General features: G+C 55.7%; 12 protein-coding genes. 8 read left to right on the top strand and 4 right to left on the bottom strand.

Annotated elements, in window-relative coordinates; translation table 11 throughout:
- Positions 1 to 45: 45 nt before the first annotated feature.
- Together Q4C79_RS02220 and metZ are read right to left on the bottom strand one after the other, a co-directional pair.
- Complete coding sequence (locus Q4C79_RS02220) at positions 46 to 252, bottom strand: DUF2788 domain-containing protein (protein WP_303089403.1); 207 nt, start codon at positions 250 to 252, stop codon at positions 46 to 48.
- Positions 253 to 289: 37 nt separating this feature from the next.
- Positions 290 to 1,459 (bottom strand): O-succinylhomoserine sulfhydrylase, encoded by a 1,170-nt coding sequence (gene metZ, locus Q4C79_RS02215; protein ID WP_303089402.1) that lies wholly within the window; start codon positions 1,457 to 1,459, stop codon positions 290 to 292.
- Between the two features lie 38 nt (positions 1,460 to 1,497).
- Between metZ and Q4C79_RS02210 the strand changes: the two genes are divergently transcribed.
- The 3 genes from Q4C79_RS02210 to Q4C79_RS02200 all read left to right on the top strand — a co-directional run bounded on the left by Q4C79_RS02210 (position 1,498) and on the right by Q4C79_RS02200 (position 5,963).
- A complete protein-coding gene (locus Q4C79_RS02210; RefSeq protein WP_303089401.1) occupies positions 1,498 to 1,758 on the top strand; it encodes a hypothetical protein in 261 nt (86 codons plus the stop codon).
- A gap of 122 nt (positions 1,759 to 1,880) precedes the next feature.
- On the top strand, positions 1,881 to 4,070 hold the full coding sequence (locus Q4C79_RS02205; RefSeq protein ID WP_303089400.1) for a TonB-dependent siderophore receptor: 2,190 nt from the start codon (positions 1,881 to 1,883) through the stop codon (positions 4,068 to 4,070).
- 120 nt (positions 4,071 to 4,190) lie between these two features.
- Entirely contained in the window at positions 4,191 to 5,963 is a 1,773-nt protein-coding gene (locus tag Q4C79_RS02200) for an ABC transporter ATP-binding protein/permease (RefSeq protein WP_303089399.1), read from the top strand.
- 283 nt (positions 5,964 to 6,246) lie between these two features.
- Here Q4C79_RS02200 and cysM read toward each other — a convergent pair whose 3' ends face one another.
- A complete protein-coding gene (gene cysM / locus Q4C79_RS02195; protein ID WP_303089398.1) occupies positions 6,247 to 7,143 on the bottom strand; it encodes a cysteine synthase CysM in 897 nt (298 codons plus the stop codon).
- A 90-nt stretch (positions 7,144 to 7,233) separates the two neighbouring features.
- Positions 7,234 to 8,655, bottom strand: a complete 1,422-nt coding sequence (locus tag Q4C79_RS02190) for an efflux transporter outer membrane subunit (RefSeq protein WP_303089397.1) — start codon at positions 8,653 to 8,655, stop codon at positions 7,234 to 7,236.
- A gap of 732 nt (positions 8,656 to 9,387) precedes the next feature.
- Here Q4C79_RS02190 and Q4C79_RS02185 point away from each other — a divergent pair.
- The 5 genes from Q4C79_RS02185 to Q4C79_RS02165 all read left to right on the top strand — a co-directional run bounded on the left by Q4C79_RS02185 (position 9,388) and on the right by Q4C79_RS02165 (position 16,193).
- Entirely contained in the window at positions 9,388 to 11,577 is a 2,190-nt protein-coding gene (locus Q4C79_RS02185) for a TonB-dependent hemoglobin/transferrin/lactoferrin family receptor (protein WP_303089396.1), read from the top strand.
- Between the two features lie 72 nt (positions 11,578 to 11,649).
- Entirely contained in the window at positions 11,650 to 12,690 is a 1,041-nt protein-coding gene (locus Q4C79_RS02180; protein ID WP_303089395.1) for a ChuX/HutX family heme-like substrate-binding protein, read from the top strand.
- A 463-nt stretch (positions 12,691 to 13,153) separates the two neighbouring features.
- Positions 13,154 to 13,942 carry a hemin ABC transporter substrate-binding protein gene (locus Q4C79_RS02175; protein ID WP_303089394.1) on the top strand — a complete coding sequence of 263 codons (789 nt, stop codon included), beginning with the start codon at positions 13,154 to 13,156 and terminating at the stop codon, positions 13,940 to 13,942.
- 250 nt (positions 13,943 to 14,192) lie between these two features.
- A complete protein-coding gene (locus tag Q4C79_RS02170; RefSeq protein WP_303089393.1) occupies positions 14,193 to 15,134 on the top strand; it encodes an iron ABC transporter permease in 942 nt (313 codons plus the stop codon).
- 312 nt (positions 15,135 to 15,446) lie between these two features.
- Positions 15,447 to 16,193, top strand: a complete 747-nt coding sequence (locus tag Q4C79_RS02165; protein ID WP_303089392.1) for an ABC transporter ATP-binding protein — start codon at positions 15,447 to 15,449, stop codon at positions 16,191 to 16,193.
- Positions 16,194 to 16,698 lie beyond the last annotated feature (505 nt).

Below are 16,698 nucleotides of genomic sequence, written 5' to 3'. Positions count from 1 at the left end.
CCTGTCTGAAAAAAGCCTTGATTGCTTTTCAGACAGGCATGGTGATTATTTGCTCAACACAAAAAATTCGACTAATACGTTTTTGAAAATAAAACCGAATATGCCCAATCCCAATACCAAAAACAGAATAAACATACCCAATTTACCGGCTTGGGATTTTTTACCCAAATCCCAGATAATGAAGCCCAGGAAAATAATCAATCCGGTCAAACCGATTTTTAACGACCACGAAGCAAACGTTGCCTCATCCATGTATTCATCCTTCAATCAAATCGTTTCAGACAGGCATTTACGCCATCGCCTGCGCCAAATCGGCAATCAAATCATCGGCATATTCCATGCCTACTGCCAGCCGCAACAAACCTTCGCGAATGCCTGACTCATATTTGGCCTCCGCCGCCATTTTACCGTGGGTGGTGGTCCAAGGATGGGTGATGGTGGAACGCACATCGCCCAGATTGGCGGTGCGCGAGAAAATCTGTACGCTGTCCATCAACTTCCATGCCGCCTCTTGGCCGCCTTCCACTTCAAAAGCCACCACAATACCGCCGGCGCGCTGCTGCTTTCTCACCAATTCCGCCTGCGGGTGATCGGCAAAACCGGCGTGGTAAACATTCAATACCTGCGGCTGTTCACGCAACCATGCCGCGATTTTATCCGCATTGGCGCATTGTTTCTCCATGCGAACGAACAAGGTCTCCAAGCCGCTCAGCAATTCCCAAGCATGAAACGGCGACATCGACAAACCGGCGCTGTTCATATAAAGCTGGATTTTACCCATCAGCTCGCGGCTGCCGCTCACTACCCCGCCCTGCACCCGGCCGTGGCCGTCGATGGCTTTGGTCGCCGACTGCACCGACAAATCGGCGCCCAACAGCAACGGACGCTGCAAGGCAGGCGAACAAAAACTGTTGTCCACCACCAAAAGCGCACCGGCAGCATGGGCGATTTCGGCGAGCGCCGCCAAATCGGCGATTTCGTTCAAAGGATTGGACGGCGTTTCCAAAAACAGCATTTTGGTATTTGGCCGCAACGCCGCCTGCCATTCGGCCAAATCGGTTTGCGACACCAAAGTCACTTCGATACCGAAACGCGTGACATGGTTCATGATAAACCCCATGGTGGTACCGAACAGGCTGCGGCTGCAAATCAAATGGTCGCCCGCGCTCAGAAAAGTCAGCATCGCCGCCTGAATCGCCGCCATGCCGGTGGCCATCGATACCGATTGCTCGGCGCCTTCCAACAGCGAAATACGCCGATTAAACGTCTCTACCGTCGGATTGGCGGTACGGCTGTAAGTAAAGCCCGGCTGCGCGCCGGAAAACAGCGCCGCACCTTCGGCGGCGGTGTCGAACATAAAGCTGCTGGTTAAAAACAAGGCCTGATGGTGTTCGTTATATTCCGTTTGTAATTTAGCACCGCGAATAGCCAGTGTTTCGGGGTGTAGCGCTTGCGACATAACAATTATCCTTAGCGAATCTATCGTACAGCGGCAAAATGATGCGCCGCGGCAAGCGCCGCACCATTTCCACCATTTTTGCAAAAACCGAAAAGCGTGCCGGTGTTGTACGACACGCTCTGAACAAGATGCTTGTATTTTGCGCCTGTTTGCCGCCGTTTTCAAGGCAAAGCGCCGATTTTCTCGCTTCTTTCTGCCTTTTTTCCGTTATCCCGGGTACTTGCCACTTTCTGCCAATATTACAAAAAAATATTTTCTTTTTTAACAAACTACTAACAAGAAAAGAGCTTATTAATTAATGGTAATTATTATTATTTTTATTTAAAATAGAATAAATCCATTATATAAATCCCTTATGTTGACGGAACTCCTTTTTCCGCCGTTTTTTCCACTTCCCTTTCGAATACCATTTAAAGAAGATATGCTAATCACACGCCTCACCCCTTGTGCGCTGGCCGTATTAAGCCTCAGCGCAGCCGCTCCGGCATTTGCCGATGAAAGCAACAGCGCCTCCCCCACCCAACTGGAAACCCTGCAAGTACGCGCCAAACGCCTGACCATGGAAACGGGTTATAAAGCCGAACGCAGCGACATCACCGGTGTCAACACCTCCATTCTGGATACCCCCTACAGCATCGACGTGGTCACCCAACAGCAGCTGGAAGACAAACAGCCGCAAACCCTGGAAGATGCGGTAACCGGTATCAGCGGCCTGCACCAAGGCAATAATCTGGCCGGCACCCTAGATGCCATCGTCAAACGCGGCTACGGCGGCAACCGCGATCATTCCATCATGCGCAACGGCGTCGAATCCACGCAAGCGCGTAACTACACCGCCACCGCCGAACGCGTCGAAGTATTGAAAGGTCCCGCTTCCGTACTCTACGGCGTGCAAGACCCCGGCGGCGTGATCAATATCGTTTCCAAAAAACCGCTTTATAAAGCCGAAAACAGCATCAACGCCTCTATCGGCACCCAGAACCAACGCCAAATCGGCATCGATCTTACCGGCCCGATTGCCGACAGCGGCTTGGCTTACCGCTTTATCGCCGATTACAGCGGCAAAAAACACTGGCGCGATCACGACGGCGAACACGCAAAATACCGCCAAAGCATCATCGCACCCTCGCTCTCTTGGCAAAACGAAAACACCAAACTCTTGGCGGCTTACGAGTATCAAAACTACTCGATACCGTTCGACCGCGGCACTTACCTCGATTTGAACAGCAACAACCAAGGCTATGCCAGCTACGGTAAACCGATCGACATTCCCGCCGAACGCCGTTTGGACGAAAACTTCAATATTTCCGATGGTTACGCCCACAACCTGCAATTGAGCGGCGAACACAAAATCAATAACGACTGGACCCTGAAAGCCACCTACGGCTACAGCACCAACCATTACAGCGACTGGCAGGCCCGGATTACCGCCTACAATGCCGCCACCCGTACCGTTACCCGCCGCATCGACGGCACCCGGCCGTCCGACCATACCGGCCACAGCCTCAATCTTTCCGCCAACGGTATCGTCGACCAAGGCGAAAACATCACCCACAAACTGCGTATCGCCTTGCAGGCACAAGACAACAAACTCACCCTCGGCGACATGTACCGCAGCGCCAATATTGCCGGCTTCAGCATCGATGACCCGCAATACGTCGGCCCCAGCCTGATCGAAAGTTCGGGTACCAGCATCCGCAATTCCGAAAGCGACCAATACGAGCGCCTGAAAACCGCCGCCCTCTTGGTGCAGGACAATATGTACGTAGGCGACAAATGGATTATCTCCGGCGGCCTGCGCGGCCAGTATTACCGCAGCATTTCCGGCAAAGGACGCGGCGATAGTTATTTCCGCAACTACAGCGAAGGCTTCCGCCTGCTGCCGCAATTGGGCGCGGTGTATCTGATCCGCCCGGATTGGTCGGTATACGGCAATTACTCGGAATCGCTGAACCCCAACGCCTCGCGCGGCACCGACTTTAACGGCGCGGAAATACCGCCCGAACTCGCCCGTTCGTTCGAATTGGGCACCAAATACAACGGCGACAACCTGAGCGCCAACTTCGCCCTCTTCCACATCACCAAACGCAACGTTGCCGGTACGGTGGACGACGAAACCCGCATCATCGGCAAAAACCGCTCTTACGGCGCAGAGATTGATGTAAACGGCAAGCTGACCGACAAACTCGGCATCTCCGCCAACTACACCTACACCCACACCAAAATCCTGCAAAACGACAGCAATCCGCTGATTGTCGGCCAACCGTTCGACAGCGTGCCCGAACACGAAGCCGGCTTAACCTTCACTTACGACTTCGGCCAAGCCGCCGGCGGTAACTGGCGCGCCGGCGCCGGTGCACGTTATATCGGCAGCTGGGGCGTCGGCAACGATGCGGGCGGCTGGTTCACCCTGCCCTCGGCGACGATTTACAACGCCTTCGTTTCCTACGACACCAAAGTCGGCAAATACCCGCTCAACATCCGCCTCACCGGCAAAAACCTGAGCGACAAGCTGTATTACGTGTCCAGCACCGGCTCCAACAGCACCATGCCTTTCCTCTCCATCGGCGATCCGCGCAGCATTACCCTGGGCGCCAAACTGAGCTTCTAACTCCCGGCGGCGCCGGCCCGACCGGGCAAGGCCGGCGCCAAACGTCATCCTGCCCGATACAACGGCATATGCCTGTCTGAAAACTTTTCAGACAGGCATTACCCTTAATTAAGCAAAACTATGGAAAAATGGCAAATCGAACTGCACGCTACCCCCATGTGGCTGTTGCAGACTTTCGGCGGCGTATTAGTAGCGCTTGCCCTCATCATCGCCCTGAGCGGCAAAACCCGCTTCGGCAAACAATTCTGGCACGTTTTAAAACCCTGCCTCGACAAAAAAAGCAGCCGCAAAGTACTGCTGCTGGCAGCCCTGATGATCGTTCTGCTGCTCACCGAAATCCGTCTTAACGTATTAAACACCTTTTTCTACAACGGCTTATACAGCGCCCTGCAAGACCAAAAAGCCCAAGCTTTCTGGTTTTTCGCCCTGATTAACGCCGGCGTGGTCATCCTGCGCACCCTCAACGGCATCATCAACGACTTTCTCGACCAATCGCTCGCCATCAAATGGTCGGAAAAACTCAACAGCGTGCTCACCGAGCGCTGGCTGGCCGATAAAAACTACTACCGCCTGCAAATGCGCCGCCACACGCCCGACAACATCGACCAGCGTATCCAGCAAGACGCACAAGACTTCATCACCACCACCATCGAATTCATACGGGGCATGCTCAATTCCGTCCTCTCCGCCATCGAATTCACCATCGTATTGTGGGGGCTATCCGGCATTCTTTCCTTATTCGGCGTCGAAATCCCGCGCGGCATCGTATTTTTCGTATTCATCTTCGTACTGCTCTCCACCGTTGCCGCCATGTGGATAGGCAAACCCCTCATCCGCTACAACTACGACAACGAAAAACTCAACGGCAACTACCGCTACGCCCTCATCCGCATCCGCGACCATGCCGAAAGCATCGCCTTTTACAACGGCGAATGGCAGGAAAAACAGCAATTGGGCGAACGCTTTCGCGCCATCATCCGCAACCGTTGGAAAATCACCCGCCAGAGCGTCGGCCTTAACGGCTTCAACGACCTGCTCACCCAAGGTGTACAACTTTTGCCGCTGATGCTGCAAGCTCCCCGTTTTTTCGCCGGCCAGATTAAAATCGGCGATATGCACCAAACCGTACAAGCCTTCAACCGCCTGCAACGCGCCCTATCGTTCTTCCGCAATTTCTATGAAGAATTCACCGTCTACCGCGCCCGCCTCGAACGCTTGAGCGGCTTTCTGGCCAGCATGGACAACCCGACACCGCTGCACCGGCCCGATATCGAAGAAGCCGACGACGGCAGCATCTCATTAAACGGCGTTACCCTTTACCGCAACAACGGCGACATCTTGCTCGACAACATCCGCCTGCAAGCGCAAAGCGGCGATGCCCTGTTGATCCAAGGCCCCAGCGGCTGCGGCAAAACCTCGCTGATGCGCGCCTTGGCCGGTTTGTGGCCGTTCGGCAGCAGCGGCAGCATCCGCCGGCCCGCGCCGCAAAATTTGCTGTTCGTACCGCAACGCCCCTACACCCCGCAAGGCAGCTTGCGCCAAGCCATTTGCTACCCCGACATCGATCCGCATCATCCCGCGCTGGCAACCACCCTCGCCGACTGCCGTTTGGAGCACCTGATTGAAAAACTCGATCAAACCGACGACTGGCAACACAGGCTCTCACCCGGCGAACTGCAACGCATCGCCTTCGTCCGCATTCTGCTCAGCGCCCCCAAAGTCGTGCTGCTGGACGAAGCCACTTCGGCGCTGGACGAACCCACCGAAGCCATGCTCTACACCCTCATCCGGCAGCGCCTGCCCGATACCATACTGATCAGCATCGGCCACCGCAACACCCTGCAAGCCTTCCACAACCAAAACATCCGCGTCGGCGAAACCGCCTGCCCGTGAATAAGGCCAAATGCCTGTCTGAAAAAACGTTTCAGACAGGCATTCTTATTATTTCCTTTATATTCAAGCAAACCAAGCAGCCACGCGTTTTCATGGAAACGGCAAACACACGTGCAAATCCAATCCGAAAGTCATTCCCTATGCCAAGTCATAAAATGCCTGTCTAAAAACCGTTTTCAGACAGGCATTCCTATTCAGACTTAACCCAAGCATCTTTCATTCCGCCGGTTCCAAGATACCTGCATCAAGCTCGGGATAACAGTGTGATCAATCAACACACAGTTTAATCATCCTGCGCACCAAACAAACCGGTAGACAAATAGCGGTCGCCCCGGTCGCAAACAATACACACCACCTGCGCGCCGGGATTTTCTTCGGCAATCCGCACCGCCGCCATCGCCGCCGCACCGGAAGAAACACCGGCAAACACCCCTTCTTCCCGCGCCAGCTTACGCATAAAACGTTCGGCATCCTGCTGGTTGACATCCAAAATCCTGTCCACCCACTGCGCCTCGAAAATGCCCGGCAGATAAGCCTGCGGCCAGCGGCGGATGCCGGGAATCGAAGAAGCCTCATCCGGTTGCAAACCGATAACCTGAATAGCGGGATTCTGTTCCTTCAAATATTTCGCCACGCCGCTGATGGTGCCGGTGGTGCCCATCGAGCTGACGAAATGGCTGATCTTGCCCCCGCTCTGTTGCCAAATTTCCGGCCCGGTGCTCAGATAATGCGCCATTTTATTATCCGGATTATTAAACTGGTCGAGTACTTTGCCCAAGCCCTGCCGCTGCATTTCCAGCGCCTGATCTCGCGCCGCCTCTATACTTTCCGTTTCCAGCAAAGCCGCGCCGTATGCCGCCATCGCATCCTTGCGCTCTTGGGTGGAATTTTTCGGCATCAGCAAAATCATGCGGTAACCCAGCATGGCCGCCGCCATCGCCAGCGCGATGCCGGTATTGCCGCTGGTGGCCTCGATCAACGTATCGCCCGGCCGAATCTCGCCGCGCCGCTCTGCCTCGATAATCATATGGAAAGCCGGCCTGTCTTTCACCGAACCGGCCGGATTATTGCCTTCCAGCTTGGCCCACACCGTCGAATTTGTGTGCGCCGCCACGCGTTGCAGTTGCACCAAAGGCGTATTGCCGATGCAGTCGGCCAAAGTTTGCATAGATTGTGTCATTAAAAATTCCCGAAAATAAAGTGAGTATAAACAACAGGCCAATGCCTGTCTGAAAAACAAAAAACCGTTTCAGACAGGCATTTTACGGTTTCACCGATTGCTTGAGCCTTCCGCCGGAATACTGCCGCCCAAAGCCGCAATCAGGTTCACGCTGGCGCTGTATTGGCTGCTTTTCACGCTCCACCAGCTGCTCTCGGCGCTCAAACGGCTGCTGCGTGCGGTGAGCACCTGAAGATAGCTGGCCACACCGGCTTTATATTGATTCATCATTATGGTTTCCGCCTTTCTCGCCGACTCCAGCGCTTCGCCTTGATAACGCGCCTGCTCAGCCAAGCGTTGTTGCGCCGCTAGGTTGTCTTCTACTTCCTGAAACGCGGTAATCACCGTTTGCCGGTAGGCCGCAACCGCCGCCTCATAATCCGCCCGTGCCTGAGCGGTGGCGGCACGGCGCTGCCCGCCGTCAAACAAGGTCGCCGCCAATTGCGGACCGACCGACCACACCAAATTCGGCAAATTCAATAAATCGGCAAAGCTGCTGCCGCGAAAACCGATGCTGCCGCCCAGCGTTAACGACGGAAAATAAGCAGCCTGTGCAACACCGATTTGCGCATTGGCTGCCGCTACTTCACGCTCGGCTTCGGCAATATCCGGCCGCCGTTGCAACAAACCGGAAGGCAGCCCGGCAGGTATCTGCGGCAGACCCACTTCCTCATGCCTGCTATCCAGCGAGAAAGCCGCCGGCGCTTCGCCCAGCGCCGCCGCAATCGCATGCTCCAATTGCGCACGGCTCAAGTGCAAAGCCGCCTGTTGTGCCTGCAAGGTTTTCAGCTGGCTGTTGGCCTGCTCCACCGTACTTTGGTCGGCGATGCCGGCGCGGTATTGGTTTTGCGTTAACTGCAAAAACTGCTTCGTATCCTTCACATTCTGCTGCAAAGCAGCCAGCTGGCGGTCGGCCACCACCAATTTCAGATAAGCATCCGCCAATTGCGCCTGCGCCGCCAGTTTCGCCGCCGCCAGCGCCGCCGCCGCCGCATCGGCCGAAGCCCTTCCCGCCTCGGTTTGGCGGCGCACGCTGCCCCATAAATCCGGCAGCCAAGATACGCTCAAACCCGCCGCATCAACAGTACCGTACACCGCCTCGCCGTTACTGTTGGCACGGCTGCGGCTGCGCGAAGCATCCGCGCCCACCGTCGGGTAAAAACCCGCTTCGGCTTGGCGCACCGCCGCCGCAGCCGAACGGTATCGCGCCTCGGCCTCGGCAATACTGAAGTTCTGGCGGTTGAGCTTGTCCATCAAACCGTTGAGCACCTCATCATCGTAAACCGTCCACCAACGCGCACTGTCAACCGACCGCACCGCAGCCGGCTGCCACAAAGCCCCGCCCGCCTCCGCCTGCTTGAACGCAGAGGGCACGTTCAAAGACGGCCTTTGATAATCCGACCCTACCGCACAAGCGGCAAGCGTAGCAACCAGCACACCGGCGGCAGCTAATCGTGCAAATAAAATATTCATAAAAACGGTTTTTCCCAAATCATCCGAACGGCACCGATGGTTACACAAATCAGTGTCAAGCTCAACCGTCAGCACCCATCCACCACCGTTTTGCGTGTTAAGAAACCACACCGGAAGCAGTGAATTTCTGATGTATTTTCTTCCACGCTGTTTGCTTCTCATAAGAATCAGGCAGATAAATGAAACGTTGCAAAATGCCTGTCTGAAAATTTCAACATACAACTTGTGCAAAACGCGGGCCATGTTGAAAACGCACCGCTTCATGCCAGCACCTGAACAAATATTCATTTCATATAAAGCCGGCAAATATTGTCAAACCGGCACTTCTCTGTATCCACTCATTTGTTTCATCAAAGCAAAAACAGTTAATCAAGCTAAGCAATAGATTAATATAGCGGATTTAATTAGCTTTCGATACAAGGCAGCAAGCCGCAGACAGTACAAGTAAGTACGGAACCGATTCTGTTGCCGCTTTAGCGGCTTACAAAATCGTTCTCTTCGAGCTAAGGCGCAGCAACGCCGTAGCGAAAGTTAAGTTAATCCGCTATAAAAAATTTTCTCCCTTTCCATATCAATGCCTGTCTGAATTTCTGATTATACAGCTTAAATATGAATGATTCCTGTTTACAAATAGGAATCATTATTGTTATTATTTTATTGAACTTTGATTTGTGTTAGTTAAAAAGCAAACAAAAGCTGCTGATTATTTTTGCAGAACCGCCTGGAGGACTCATGAAACTCAAACCGACCGTCTACGCCGTCGCCATCTTGTTCAGCGCCCTGCCTTATGCCGCTGCCCAAACCGCCGAATTGGAAACCGTTACTGTAACCGCCGACCGCAACGCGCAGAAGCTCGACCGAGCCGCGCCGAATGTGGCGGTGGTGTCGCGGCAAACCCTGAATCAGGCTGCGGCTGCGAATCTGGATGATGTGTTTTTATACGAGCCGGGCGTGTGGGTGCCCTCCGACAACACCCGCCGCGGTAACGCGGGCGTAAATATCCGCGGCATCGACGGTAACCGCATCCTGATGATGGTGGACGGCGTGCGCCTGCCGGAGGCGTATGCGGGCGGCGGCAGCAACGGTGCGATTTCGGGCCGCGATCTGGTCGAACCCGATACGCTCAAGCAGGCAGACATCGTGAAAGGGCCGTATTCCGCGCTCTACGGCAGCGATGCGCTGGGCGGGGTGGTGAATCTGGCCACTTATTCGCCGCGCGATTTCGTCGATGCCGACAAGCCTTATCACTTCGGCCTGAAATACGGCTACCGCAGCCGCGACAACAGCCACGGCCTAACCGCCACGGCGGCGGGCTACACCGAAAACGCCGAGGGTCTGCTGATGCTCACCCGCCGCCAAGGGCATGAAATCAAAAACAAAGGCAGCGTCGATACGCGCGACAGCAGCCGCACCAAAAACAATCCGCAAGACAACAACGGCTACAATATTTTGGCCAAAGGCAATATCGGCAACGAAAACCACCGCCTCGAAGCCGTGCTCGAGCAGTTTTACCGCAAAAACGAAACCGATTTGCTCAACACGCTGGGCAGCAGCAGCGTGGTGCGCGGCCCGACCACGGTTATCACCACGCAGAGCCTGGCCGAAGCGTATGATTCCGCCCGCCGCCAACGCTTCGGCTTGGGCTACCGTTATATGGGCGGAGGCCGTCTGAAAGAAGCCGAGATCATGTTTTACCGCCAGCAGCTCAAAGCACAGGACGATGCGGTGAACACGAGCGAAACCGCGATTAACGGCCGCACCGTCGGCAGCGGCGTCCGTTATTCCGACTACGGCTTCGACCAAACCGCCAACGGTATCAGCAGCCGTGCGGTGGCCGAGTTTGACACAGGCCGTCTGAAACACACGGTGGTGGCGGGGGCGGAATTCAAACACGTCGACACCGAGCGCAGCCGCGACAGCCTCACGGTTAATTCGGACGGCAGCACCAGCAAAAGCTATGCCGGCAGCCTCTATCCCAATAAAACCTTCCCCGACAGCAAACGGCGCACCTTCAGCGTGTATGCGCAAGACAGCATCGCCTTTGCCAACGGCGTGGTGCTCACGCCCGCGCTGCGCTACGAATACGAAAAGCTGAAGCCGCAAATCGACCAAGCCTATCTGAACGCCAACCCCGAAAGCCTGCCGCAAAACTTCAGCGACAGCGCAATCACCCCCAGCCTGCGCCTAAGCTGGCCGATGGGCGACGCATTCACCGGTTTCGCCACCTATTCGCAGGGCTTCCGCACGCCGCCGTTCGATTCGGCCACCATGTCGTTTTCCAACACCCAATACGGTTACCAAATCGTGCCCAACAATAATCTGAAATCGGAGCGTTCCAACAGCTTTGAATTGGGTTTGAAATACAAAGGCGAAAACAGCAAGGCGCAAGTAACCGCGTTCTACAACCGCTACCGCGACTTCATCAACCGCCAACTCATCGGCACCGAAAACGGTGTGCTGGTGTATCAATACGGTAATCTCGACAAAGTGAAAACCTACGGTATCGAAGCGGCCGCTTCCCACCGTTTGAATGATGCCTGGCATCTCAACGGCAGCATCGCCTGGATGCGCGGCGAAGACGGCGAAGGCAAGCCGCTCGACACCGCCTATCCGCTCAACGGCGTGCTCGGCTTGGATTATGTGCAGGAAAAATGGGGTGCAGGCGCCAAGCTGCGCTGGGCGGCCAAGCAGAAACGCGTGAGCGACGAAAGTTTCTTCAAAACGCCGGGCTACGGCGTGTGGGACATCGGCGCGTGGTACAAACCGGTGAAAAACGTCGAATTGGGGCTGAACCTCTACAACCTCGGCAACAAAAAATACTGGCAGCACGTTGATGTGGCCGGCATGGCCGATACCGGCGTGATGGATTTGTACAGCATGAGCGGCCGCAACGTGGCGGCCACGGTACAGGTGAAGTTTTAACGGCAAACCGTTTTTTCAGACGGCCTTTGCGGTATGGGACAGGCCGTCTGAAAACATGAAAGGAAACAACTGATGAACCTCTGGCAACAATACCAAGCCAACAAAGCCGGCAAACAAGGCGTTTATTTTCCCCGCGAAGGCGCGGCCGAACTGGGCGTGAGCGAAGGCGCATTGATGGCCGACGCGCCCGAAAGCGTTTACCTCGGCGGCAAAGAAAACATCCGCGACATCGTATTGAAACTGCACACCTTGGGGCGGGTGCAGTGCGTGGTGCGCAACAGTGTGTGCGTACACGAAAAACAAGGCATTTATGAAAACGTGAGCATGGCGCCCACTTCCGGCATCGCCCTCAATATCGGCGGCATCGACCTGCGCATCTTCCCCGCGCGCTGGCATCATGCGCTGGCCGTTACCACCCGCGACGGCGGCAAGGTTTCGCGCTCGGTGCAGTTTTACGACGAATTCGGCGTGGCGGTGCAGAAAGTGTTTTTAAAAGAAGAGGGTAAAGAAGCCGAATGGCAGGCGCTGCTGGCCGCTTTCGGCCGCAGCGGCAAGCCCGCGTTCCAAAGCGGCGGGCTGCCGCCCGTGGAAGCCGCCGCCGCATTAACGCCCGAAAAAGAAGCCGCGTTTCAAGAGCGTTGGAACGAACTGAAAGACGTGCACCATTTCGGCGGCCTGCTCGAAACTTTCAATCTCGACCGCCAAACCGCCTACCGCCACGCCCCCGCCGGCGCCACCCGTCTGCTCACGCAGGAAGCGTGGCAGCAGGTGCTGGAGCAGGCGAAAGAGCAAGGCTTGGAAATCATGATTTTCGCCGGCAACCGAGGCATCGTGCAGATTCAAACCGGCAAAGTGCACAACCTCGTGCGCGCCCGCGGCTATCTGAACATTCTCGACGGCCAAGAAGAAGGCTTCAGCCTGCACCTGAAAGACGACGAAATCGCCGAAACCTGGGTAGTGCGCCGCCCGATACGCGACGGCTTCGTTACCTGCGTAGAAGGCTTCGACAGCCGCCGCAAAACGGTGATTCAGATTTTCGGCAGACGGCAGGAAGGCGAACCCGAACTGGCCGCTTGGCGGGAAATCACCGACCGCTTGTTGCAGGCCGTCTGAACGGCACAATCGGTTTGGCTTTTGTGCTTGGTGAAAGGTAAGCCTGCGGCTTACTGCCCTCTCCCTAGCCCTCCCCCACGGGGGAGGGAACAGGTTGCTGAATAATCAATCATGCATGGCGGTTTCCAACAATCCATTCCCTACCCTGTGGGGACTAGGAAGCGAGCAACAAACCGCAGGTCTATTTTCCTGCGCCGCCAAAACAACCGATACGTAACAAGCTTTCAGACAGGCCTTTGCACCGAACATGCCTGTCTGAAAAAAGAACGGATTGCCGAAATTAGCAAATACGGCTGCTATTCCAGCAACCTTATTCCCTCCCCCGCGGGGGAGGGCTAGGGAGAGGGCAACAAATCTCAGATTTGTCTCCCCGCGCCGCCAAAACAACCGATACGTAACAAGTTTTCAGACAGGCCTTTGCACCGGACATGCCTGTCTGAAAAAAGCAAAGGAAAGCATAGCCATGAAAAAATACTTGCTCGCCGCCGTTTTACTTGCCGCCCTGCAAACCGCGCAGGCACAGCGCATTGTGGTGCTGTCGCCCGATGTGGCCGATATTGCCGTGGCGCTGGGCGCGGCCGGCGAAATCGTTGCCCGCGACCAAACCAATCAGAATCCCGCGCTGAAAAACAAACCGAGTATAGGCATTTACCGCCAGCTCTCGGTCGAACCGATTATCGCCGCCAAACCCGATTTGGCGGTCGGTTCGTGGATGGTGCAGCCCGCCGCGATTTATGAGCGCCTGAAAAACGCCGGCATCCGCGCCGTCAACATTGCGCCAAACGACAGCATCGCCGCCTATCCGCAAAGCATCCGCACGCTGGGCAGGCTGGTTAACAAAACCGCCCAAGCCGATGCGCTGGCAAACAAATGGCAGGCCGAAATGAAACAACAGCCCGCCAGCGGCAAGCGTTATCTGTTCAGCTACGACGGCCGCATTGCGGCGGGGCGCAACACCGCCGCCGACGAAATCATCCGCCGCGCCGGCGGCACCAACGCCGCCGCCCATATCGACGGCATGAAACCGCTCAACCGCGAAGCGTGGCTGGCCGCCAAACCCGATGTGATTGTGATTGCCGGCCACAACGCCAAAGTTATCGGCGGCGTGCAACAGTTTGCCGCGCGCCCCGAAGTGGCCGCCAGCCCCGCCGCCAAAAACGGCAGAATTTACCTGTGGCCGGCCAACGATATGTTCCGCTACGGTTTGGATACGCCGCAAGTGGTGAGAAAACTGCATGATTTGGCCAAATAACCATCAGGCCGGGAGCTTTATAAAAAGGCGCCTCCCCCCTGAAAATGTTTTTATCCCGTCATACTCGTGCCCAACCCGAGTATCTGTATATTTCTTTTGAAACCAAAAGATGCCCGGGTCAAGCCTGAGCATGACGTAGGGGTTTGAAGATGTTGCAAGGAATTTGGCAAAGGTTCCAGGCCGTCTGAAGACCCTGTCGAAGGTATTCAGACGGCCTGTTAATCCGCTATTTACCCATTATTTCAATATCATGAAACCCGTTCCCTTGATGCTCGCTTTAACCGCCACCGCCGCCTTAATCTGGTTTTGCACCGGCATCGGTTTCGGCGAATGGCAAATGCCGCACCAAGCGGACGAAACCGTGCGCGCCATCCGCCTGCCGCGCGTGTGGACGGCGTTGCTGGTCGGCGCGGCGCTGGCGGCGGCGGGGGCGGCTTTGCAGGCGCTGTTTGAAAACCCGCTGGCCGACCCCAGCCTGATCGGCACCTCCGGCGGCGCGGCCTTGGGCGTGATCTGCGTGCTGGCTTTCGGCATCGGCGGCATCGGCGTGCCGCTGGCGGCGTTTGCCGGTGCGCTGGCGATGTGCCTGTTGATTCTGGCGGCGCATAAGCTGCTGGGCGGCGGCACGCTGGGTTTGCTGGTGTTGGGTTTTGTGTTGAGCGCGTTTTCGGCGGCGCTGGTGAGCCTGATTCTGTTTTTGTCCGACGATTTGGTGTTGCGCAGCGCCACCGTTTGGTTGTCGGGCAGCTTGGCCGAAGCGGGTTTTACGCCACCCGCTTATGCCGCAGGCGCGATGCTGGCGGGTTTGGCGCTGCTGTTGGGCGCGGGCAGAAAGCTGGATATTCTGATGCTGGGCGAAGACACCGCCGTGAGCATGGGCATCTCTGTGGCGCGCGTGCGCCTGCAAACGGTGGCCGGCGCCGCACTGCTGACCGGCGCGGCGGTGTCGCTGTCGGGCATCATCGGCTTTCTCGGCATGATGATTCCCAATGTGCTGGCGCAAACGGTGGGCGGGCGGCGCAGCAAGCTGATGGTGCTGTCGGCCTGGCTCGGCGCGGTATTCTTGTTGGCGGTGGACAGCACCGCCCGCTGGTTTGCCTATCCGGTGGATTTGCCGGTGGGCATCGTGATTGCGCTGCTGGGCGGACCGTTTTTTATGTGGTTGTTTCTGCGGCCGTTGCGCGGCAGTTGAGGCCGTCTGAAAAGATTCAGAATACCCGTCATACTCGGGCTTGACCCGAATATCTGTCTGTTTCTTATAGAAAAAGAAAATGAGATCTTTGCAAAATTCAAATTGCTATCTAAAAAATCTGAACTCCGTCATTCCCGCGTAGGCGGGAATCCAGACGCTTGGCATCTAAGTATTTGTTTAATCAATGCTTCAATATTTCCATCTGGATTCCCGCCTACGCGGGAATGACGGAATCTAAGCATTTCAGACGGCCTTAAGGTATTTTTGCAAAGGTCTCAAAATGTCATTATTTATTCCCCAATCCAACCGATTATGGACAACATCTCTTTTTCCATCCGCAATTTAACTGTTTCCGCCCGCGGCAAAACCCTGCTGTCGCTGGCCGGGCTGGACATTCCGCACGGCTGCCACACCGCTGTCATCGGCCCTAACGGCGCGGGCAAATCCACCTTGCTCAAAGCCTTGATCGGGCAGGCAGGGCAAGGGGAGATTACGTTGTTCGGCCAGGCCGTTGCCCCGCAGTTGAAACAGGGCAAGGTGGCCTGGGTGGGGCAGCACGGCAGTTACCGGATGCCGCTTACCGTGCGCGAATACATCACCTTGGGGCAGAAAAACAGCGGCAAACTGTTTCAGACGGCCGCCAAACTGCTGCCCGAAGCGCAGGCGCTGCTCGAAGATTTCGACCTTGCCGGTTTGGCCGGCAAACGCATCCACGACCTTTCCGGCGGCGAACAGCAGCGCGCCAACATCGTGCGCGCCCTGCTGCAAAACGCCCCCGTGCTGCTGCTCGACGAGCCGTGCAACCACCTCGATATCCGCCACCAACACAGCCTGATGCGCTACCTAAACCGCCACACGCAGCGTTTCAGCGCACTGATGGTGCTGCACGATTTGAACCTGGCCGCGCAATACGCACAGCACATCGTGTTGTTAAACCAAGGAAAACTGGTGGCCGCCGGCACGCCCGAAGCCGTGATGCGGCCGCAGTTGCTGGCCGAAGTGTATCAATGGCCGATACGCTGCCTCGGCGAAGGCAAAGAGCTTTATTTTAAAATCTAACTCTAATGATGCGCTCAAGAAACCGGCCGCTTGCTTTTCAGACAGGCATTCCGAATGTTTTCCCTCCCCACCGTTTTCATTGGAAAGTTTACTCCCTGATTTATCCGATTATCTGTTAGGTATTCAAAACCACAAAATGCCCGAAACAAGCAAGCAATGCCTGTCTGAAAAACTTTTTCAGACAGGCATTGTTGTTCATTCAGGTAATATTGGTACTGATGCTTGAATCAGGATTTCTTATCTCCCTATGCCTGAAACTTTTGCAAAAAGCCGTTTTAATCCTGAATGGATTCATGTTCCATCATACTCGGGCATGGCGCACGTGTTTGAACGTATCGAAAAGAATTTTGCAAAGGTCTCGATATGCCTGTCTGAAAACCGAAACCCGTAAAAAATACGGTGCCCGCATTAGGGTCTGTCGACAATTAACCGGCGAAGCGGTTTTTTGAGGCTTGAATTGACAATCTAAGTGCAACAAATGCGAAGAGGTGCCCATAAAGCAGTA

Origin of the sequence: Neisseria sp. (genome assembly GCF_030523955.1) — a bacterium.
GTDB lineage: Bacteria > Pseudomonadota > Gammaproteobacteria > Burkholderiales > Neisseriaceae > Neisseria.
Note: the sequence above shows the minus strand (reverse complement) of the source record. Positions and strands in the feature narration are given on the sequence as shown.

Excerpts from the sequence above, each read along its gene's own strand:
- Q4C79_RS02185 (WP_303089396.1), top strand. The coding sequence starts at position 9,388 with ATGAAACTCAAACCGACCGTCTACGCCGTCGCCATCTTGTTCAGCGCC.
- Q4C79_RS02170 (WP_303089393.1), top strand. The coding sequence starts at position 14,193 with ATGAAACCCGTTCCCTTGATGCTCGCTTTAACCGCCACCGCCGCCTTA.
- cysM (WP_303089398.1), bottom strand. The coding sequence starts at position 7,143 with ATGACACAATCTATGCAAACTTTGGCCGACTGCATCGGCAATACGCCT.
- Q4C79_RS02165 (WP_303089392.1), top strand. The coding sequence starts at position 15,447 with ATGGACAACATCTCTTTTTCCATCCGCAATTTAACTGTTTCCGCCCGC.
- Q4C79_RS02190 (WP_303089397.1), bottom strand. The coding sequence starts at position 8,655 with ATGAATATTTTATTTGCACGATTAGCTGCCGCCGGTGTGCTGGTTGCT.
- Q4C79_RS02175 (WP_303089394.1), top strand. The coding sequence starts at position 13,154 with ATGAAAAAATACTTGCTCGCCGCCGTTTTACTTGCCGCCCTGCAAACC.
- Q4C79_RS02180 (WP_303089395.1), top strand. The coding sequence starts at position 11,650 with ATGAACCTCTGGCAACAATACCAAGCCAACAAAGCCGGCAAACAAGGC.
- Q4C79_RS02205 (WP_303089400.1), top strand. The coding sequence starts at position 1,881 with ATGCTAATCACACGCCTCACCCCTTGTGCGCTGGCCGTATTAAGCCTC.
- Q4C79_RS02210 (WP_303089401.1), top strand. The coding sequence starts at position 1,498 with ATGATGCGCCGCGGCAAGCGCCGCACCATTTCCACCATTTTTGCAAAA.
- Q4C79_RS02200 (WP_303089399.1), top strand. The coding sequence starts at position 4,191 with ATGGAAAAATGGCAAATCGAACTGCACGCTACCCCCATGTGGCTGTTG.
- Q4C79_RS02220 (WP_303089403.1), bottom strand. The coding sequence starts at position 252 with ATGGATGAGGCAACGTTTGCTTCGTGGTCGTTAAAAATCGGTTTGACC.
- metZ (WP_303089402.1), bottom strand. The coding sequence starts at position 1,459 with ATGTCGCAAGCGCTACACCCCGAAACACTGGCTATTCGCGGTGCTAAA.